The organism is Pseudidiomarina sp. (genome assembly GCF_048268165.1).
Taxonomy (GTDB): domain Bacteria; phylum Pseudomonadota; class Gammaproteobacteria; order Enterobacterales; family Alteromonadaceae; genus Pseudidiomarina.
On the sequence record NZ_JBLWWA010000032.1, the window covers coordinates 1 to 5,496 of the forward strand.

4 protein-coding genes are annotated in these 5,496 nt (G+C 42.2%); all 4 read right to left on the reverse strand.

Translation table 11 applies throughout. The annotated features are described in order from the left end of the window. Nucleotides 1–365: 365 nt before the first annotated feature. The 4 genes from ACN0UY_RS12860 to ACN0UY_RS12875 are packed head-to-tail and all read right to left on the reverse strand — an operon-like array spanning nucleotide 366 to nucleotide 5,152. Complete coding sequence (locus ACN0UY_RS12860; RefSeq protein WP_417667630.1) at nucleotides 366–1,934, reverse strand: SAVED domain-containing protein; 1,569 nt, start codon at nucleotides 1,932–1,934, stop codon at nucleotides 366–368. Continuing rightward, the gene (locus ACN0UY_RS12865; RefSeq protein ID WP_417667632.1) at nucleotides 1,931–2,410 is read right to left on the reverse strand and encodes a Mov34/MPN/PAD-1 family protein; all 480 of its coding nucleotides are present in this window, start codon (nucleotides 2,408–2,410) and stop codon (nucleotides 1,931–1,933) included. The genes ACN0UY_RS12860 and ACN0UY_RS12865 overlap by 4 nt, the downstream gene beginning before the upstream one ends. Beyond that, nucleotides 2,394–4,121: a ThiF family adenylyltransferase gene (locus tag ACN0UY_RS12870; protein ID WP_417667634.1), complete on the reverse strand. Its 1,728-nt coding sequence runs from the start codon at nucleotides 4,119–4,121 to the stop codon at nucleotides 2,394–2,396. Before ACN0UY_RS12870 ends, ACN0UY_RS12865 begins: the two co-directional genes overlap by 17 nt. Further along, nucleotides 4,121–5,152: an SMODS domain-containing nucleotidyltransferase gene (locus ACN0UY_RS12875; protein ID WP_417667636.1), complete on the reverse strand. Its 1,032-nt coding sequence runs from the start codon at nucleotides 5,150–5,152 to the stop codon at nucleotides 4,121–4,123. Before ACN0UY_RS12875 ends, ACN0UY_RS12870 begins: the two co-directional genes overlap by 1 nt. Nucleotides 5,153–5,496 lie beyond the last annotated feature (344 nt).

Here is a 5,496-nt window from a genome sequence, read left to right on the forward strand (position 1 = left end):
TACAATCACCATATCCCCCAGAAGGCACTGCACCATCAGTCGCCGATCTCAGCGATGAAGGAATGGCAAATTAAGCGGCCCGAGTTATTTAATAAACGGGTAATTAATCACGCGGGACCCGACAGGCGTCGGATCCCGGGTGATTAACAATCCGCTTAGTAAATAGCTTTGGCTATTTAGCCTACCATTCTTTACCTCATATTTTAACTTCGGTTAAAACATGAGGATTACACTATATTTCGCTCTCGCGTTTTCATTTGCTGCAGCTTTTCGGGTATTTAAGCTATCGGATCGTACATTTATACTATTAATCAGATCTAGCATTTACCATAGATTGAAAAGCATTCGTGACAATATTGCAGGGTTTAAGCTGGTAATATTAGGCACAGTCTGCTCTGTTGATAGGTGATATAAAGACGAGGCTTCATAAGACCGTCGTCAAAGTCATAGACTAAGAGAGAAGGCTGATAAAGATCAACAGCTTGGCCAACAAATACATTTACAGCATTTGATGCACAGATGAGTAAATTCACTTTACTGATAGAATATTGATCGTGAAGTTTTAACAACAATGCGTGTAAGTCTGCCCGCAGTTGCTTACCGTTTTCAGGGTGAGGAATAGCAGCATTCCCATACTCTAATGCTTTTATTTCAATTATAGGCATTCCTATTTTATCTGCGGTCTTCCCCATGACATCAGGATACTGAGTCATCGCAATACAAACCGTTACTTCGCTTTTACCATCAAACTCAGTCTCATCGAATGTAATGCTGTAGGGCTTAGGAACTCCGGATTCTTGTGGCCACATCCAGCAGCCACCGTCTCGAAATCGCAGCATAGGAGTGATCTCACACTTATTGCCTAAGCGAGCCCCTAAACCAACTAAAGCAGGCATAGGGCCGAATGCAAACAAAGCAGCCTTATGAGATTCGTTCTGCGTTTGCCGAACTATGTCTTCTGCTTCATCATTAATGATATCTGCCATATCGCTTTCGAAAACTTCTGCGCGTTTTCTGTAACGGCGCTCATTGTGACTCAATCGATTCAGTCTTCCAGTAGACCGTGCTCTAATTCGAGACATACTATTAGCTATATCACGGTCATCAGGTTCAGAGACAATATGCCCGCCGACTGGCCACAAAATAGAAAAAGCTGGGATTGGCTTAAAACTAAGTCCTTCTAAAAGAGACTTTACGGTATACATGAAGTCTGAACGCATCTGGGACAACCGAGCTGCATCAAAATCTATGGCAGCAACTTTATCGATTAATCGGTGATGCTTATCACAGAGAACAAGCACATTCTCTGGATTATCAGATTGATAGTCGGACAAATACGGGACCCCGCGAGGCCCGGACTCTGAAGATGCAACAATGTGAGCATTGTAAGAAAAGTTACCTGAGTAACCAGTAAGTTCATCAACGTTGAGGTATTCTCCACACCCCTCAAACATACAGTAACCGTGGCTATCCCGCGCTAGCTGTTCCAGCGTTCCTTTGCTAAAAGACTTCCCTCTCCCCTTCAGTTTTCGTTTTGCCCATATTGCCCTTAAAAAATCTGGGAACTTCTTTATTGGAATATCCATTGACTGAGCCTGACACTCATTCCAAACGGCGAGCACAGATTCTATTGAAGCCAGGTCTCCCCTCTCTAAAAGTTTGCCTTGCATATGGCGTACGTGAACATCACTGCCTATGCCCAACTTTTGTAGTGCAGTTTCCAATTCACTTAATACCAAATTAAGTCTCAGGCTAATTCTTAAACCATCACTCAACAGGACAATGAGTTGATTGTTTGCTGATTCGTCGGTCAATACGCCACAATTTTTCCACTTCGGTAGCCTACCAATAGCGTTAATAAACTCGTCTAATTTTTCAAGTGACTCTATCGGGTCGTGCTGTGCTTGATGAATATTTAAAACTTCTTTGCTCATAACGATTCCTTACATATGCGTTCAAAATATTTTCCTGTGCGGTGATACATACAGAAGTGGCTTATGCCAACTATAACGAAGATGAGTTTTCTATCTGGGTTACGTGCGCAGCAAGAATGCCAGTCCTTCAGGTCAATATGCGACGGGATAGGTATTGGCTCTGGGTGAGAATGCCATGTCCCAAGGTAGCCCGATGTGCCGTTAGACTCTTTGAAATGTTTATCAACAAACTTTTGATGACGTGTGTCTTTTAAGTAAAAAGATGTTCTTGTCGACTTATCTTTGGCCAAAGGAGTTGTACATGCTTTAATCCAAAATTGAGAGGCATCATGATTTTGCCCTCCTATCAACACACCGAAAGCTTCAGCTTTTTCTTTTTTATCTTGTTTTAAAAATTGCCAATCATCTATGACTGTATTGGTGACCAATAGTGTAATTTCGCCGTCATCGCTCACATATTCAGTGGTTGCAGACATCACAGTCCTCATTGAACAAAGGGAGTTTCTTGAGTGACTCTTTGAAGTGGTAGTACCGATGAGTAAGTTTGATGTTTTCGGCTTGGGCATCATCGTTATCCCCCTTCCAACTCACTTTGCAAGAATCTGTTTTTTTACCCTCCAGATAACGTATAGCTAAGCTGCTCGCCATAACGGCAGTTTGCGCTGAGCTGGCAGCTCCATAACTAATAAACTGGTTACCACAGCCAGCTATGCTCTTCATCACATCTTGATTCGCCTCTATAAAGTTCAAATTAGACTGTAATCCCCGACAACCATTAACCAGATCGACATATGCACACAACAAACACCCTTTAGCTCCGCTGACATCAAGCACGGCATGGCCACCTATTCCATAGCCTTCCAACCAGCAGTTTAGTGTCGTTACCTCAACACATTGGTCTAGCAAATGCTGCTTAAACAAACGCTCCTGAGTCGGGTTTCCAATCGCTACGATAATGAGGTCGTATGAGCCAAGATGGGGATTTTCTGAAAACTCAATAAGAGATTCAACTGAACAACGAGCGTCAGACCAAGGGAACTGTGCATGACATTGGTACGCCATCCCCATTGATTTTGGCAGATCAATATATGCCTGGGGGAGCATATGACGATAAAGATTGTCAATCTGATAGGTTTCTTGGTCAATCAAATTTAGATGTCTGATACCCGCAGCAGCCAGCTTATGAACAATTTCACCACCAACTGACCCTATACCGACGACAGCAACTTTTTTATCAGCTAACGAGGTAGAGCCACCGCCTCTTTGTACAACATTTTCTTGATTAAAAACTCTTACACAGATAGGAGTTAGCCGCCACTCATTGAGTTTACTGGATGATAGAGGTAATGTTTTTTTGTTTTCACAATCGAGCTTTATTGCGAACCAGGCTCGATCCTTATCAACGGTAATTGCGGTAAAGACAAGCCAGTAGTGTTTATTCCTCCACTGACCAAATTGTTCGCGCAACTGGCGTAATGTTGCATCCGGTAAACTATTAATTGTATTAAGGTACCATTCCTCAATTTGCTCATTTGAGTTTGGAGCTGGAGTCAAATCATCAATAGGTATGACAACAGCCTTACCGGCCACTTTTCTTTTGCTTTTCTTTATTGCGAAATGCATCTCGCTAAGATTAGAGATTTCCGAGTCTGATGGATGTGCGACATAATAGCTGTGTAGACCATATGGCACCTTCTCTAATGGCTCATAAACATCCACTCTTTGCAAAATGGGCTGACTGAAATTGATCAGCAGAGGTTTCTGTTCTTTATTGCAAAGAAAAAGCCAGTTACTATAAAATTCTCTTAATAGCTCTCGTTCATTCCATTCAGAGTTCGTTATCACCGATTTCAGCAGTGCTATATGGCGCTCAAGTGAATCTTTAATTAGCAGCAACGGCTGATCAAAGTTTACAGAGACTGACTCGGGCGCATTAACACATATCACGCCATATTCTGTATCTTCAGTACTTGCAATGTTTACGTGAGCAAGCTTGCCAATCTTCGATGGTTCCAATAATAAAAATTCAGGCAATGACAAAAATCGGTCTTCCATGACAAGCAACAACTTCACAACATGGTCTGATATTCTTAGTGAAACAGTTACCGTTGCTTTCCCACAGAATTCATCAGGAATACACTGAAAGCCCTGTTCCGTGAGAAACTGATATACTTGGTTTTCCAACATCACGCTCCCTGTGACGTACCAACCGAACCCGCACTGCTATATGCTACCTTGGCACCTTCGTTTTTATTAGACTCTTGAGCGTTCTCAAAATCGTTACCGAACAGTTCTCTCAGTATGTCGCATTGTTTTTTTAACGAATCCTCTGCTAGCGCTTTATCCAATTTGCGTAACATCGCATTCAGCTTATTCCAGAATTGTGTCCCGGTAGCAACACTACTGTTATCAAATATATCCCTGAAAGGTTTAACAGGAAGATTAACTTCAACCCTGCAATTGTCATAATCTAGTGCTTTAAAATAACCCCCGTTAAGGATTGCCGCCACTGTGTTACGCAGCGCTTGAAGATCGTCTGGTTTCCCTTCGTCGTCCATTACCGGTTTAAACTGCTCCTTCAACATAACAGTGATTCCAATCGAATAGACCTTCTTCCTTACAGTGTCTTCGAACTTTTCATCACGCCAACGCTTCATATAGCGAACCAAGCGTTTATACTGACTCAGCTTATCCTCACTTGAGCCAATGTAAGTCGATTTATCATTGATGTTATCGATGAGACCTTTCGGGTCAGATGGTGACCACACTTTTACAGCATCACCTGAGTTACGCTTACCTACCGCCAACTCATAGCTGTCGCCATTTTTCCTATACACAACGATATCAATATGAAGGTTCAAGCTGGCATAGTCTGCGGTTACGCAGGGCATCTTTATTTTTGCATTCTTGAAGCCACGTTTTTCCAAAACACTGCACACCAGCTTCTTTACTTCGACAGGGTCATCAGGCGCAGTAACCGCATCAATCACCATCGCTCGGTCAATATCAAAATCATTTTTCTGGTGCTTGATCGTTGTAGCAGTCTTTAGTGAACCTTGTATAAATGTTTCTATGACAGGATGACCAGCCTCTTTAAATGCTGCTTTTAGATCATCGAAGATGCTGTCATCTTTTCTTCTAGCATCTTGGTATTTATTGTCCTCACGGCTTAACTTTATTACATCATGAAACTTTCTGAAATTTCGTTGAATAGACATACCTTTTACCTCTTCCTTTGTTATAGCTTGCCACCAAAAGGAAAACCTTCTGATGTTATTGTATCACAGAGTAAGTGACTTAAATCCTCCTCCCCACTAACCAAAACAAAGGCAGTGCTTGGTGGATCAACAGCACGCCAACGGTTTGTCAACTCCGCAATTTTGTAAACAGCAAAACATCGACTATGCCAGCTTCTGCCGAGATGTCCGCTTAGAGCGAAAAGCGGGCTTTCGGCTCATATCTACCAAAAATCAGCAGTACTCTGAAAGCAGACGTTAATAATTACTTTCTTATATTATTCATAAAAGCGGGGCGTAAAACGCTAATCATCGTCACACAATTG

Coding starts and splice junctions, on each gene's coding strand:
- ACN0UY_RS12875 (WP_417667636.1), bottom strand. CDS start 5,152: ATGTCTATTCAACGAAATTTCAGAAAGTTTCATGATGTAATAAAGTTA.
- ACN0UY_RS12865 (WP_417667632.1), bottom strand. CDS start 2,410: ATGTCTGCAACCACTGAATATGTGAGCGATGACGGCGAAATTACACTA.
- ACN0UY_RS12860 (WP_417667630.1), bottom strand. CDS start 1,934: ATGAGCAAAGAAGTTTTAAATATTCATCAAGCACAGCACGACCCGATA.
- ACN0UY_RS12870 (WP_417667634.1), bottom strand. CDS start 4,121: ATGTTGGAAAACCAAGTATATCAGTTTCTCACGGAACAGGGCTTTCAG.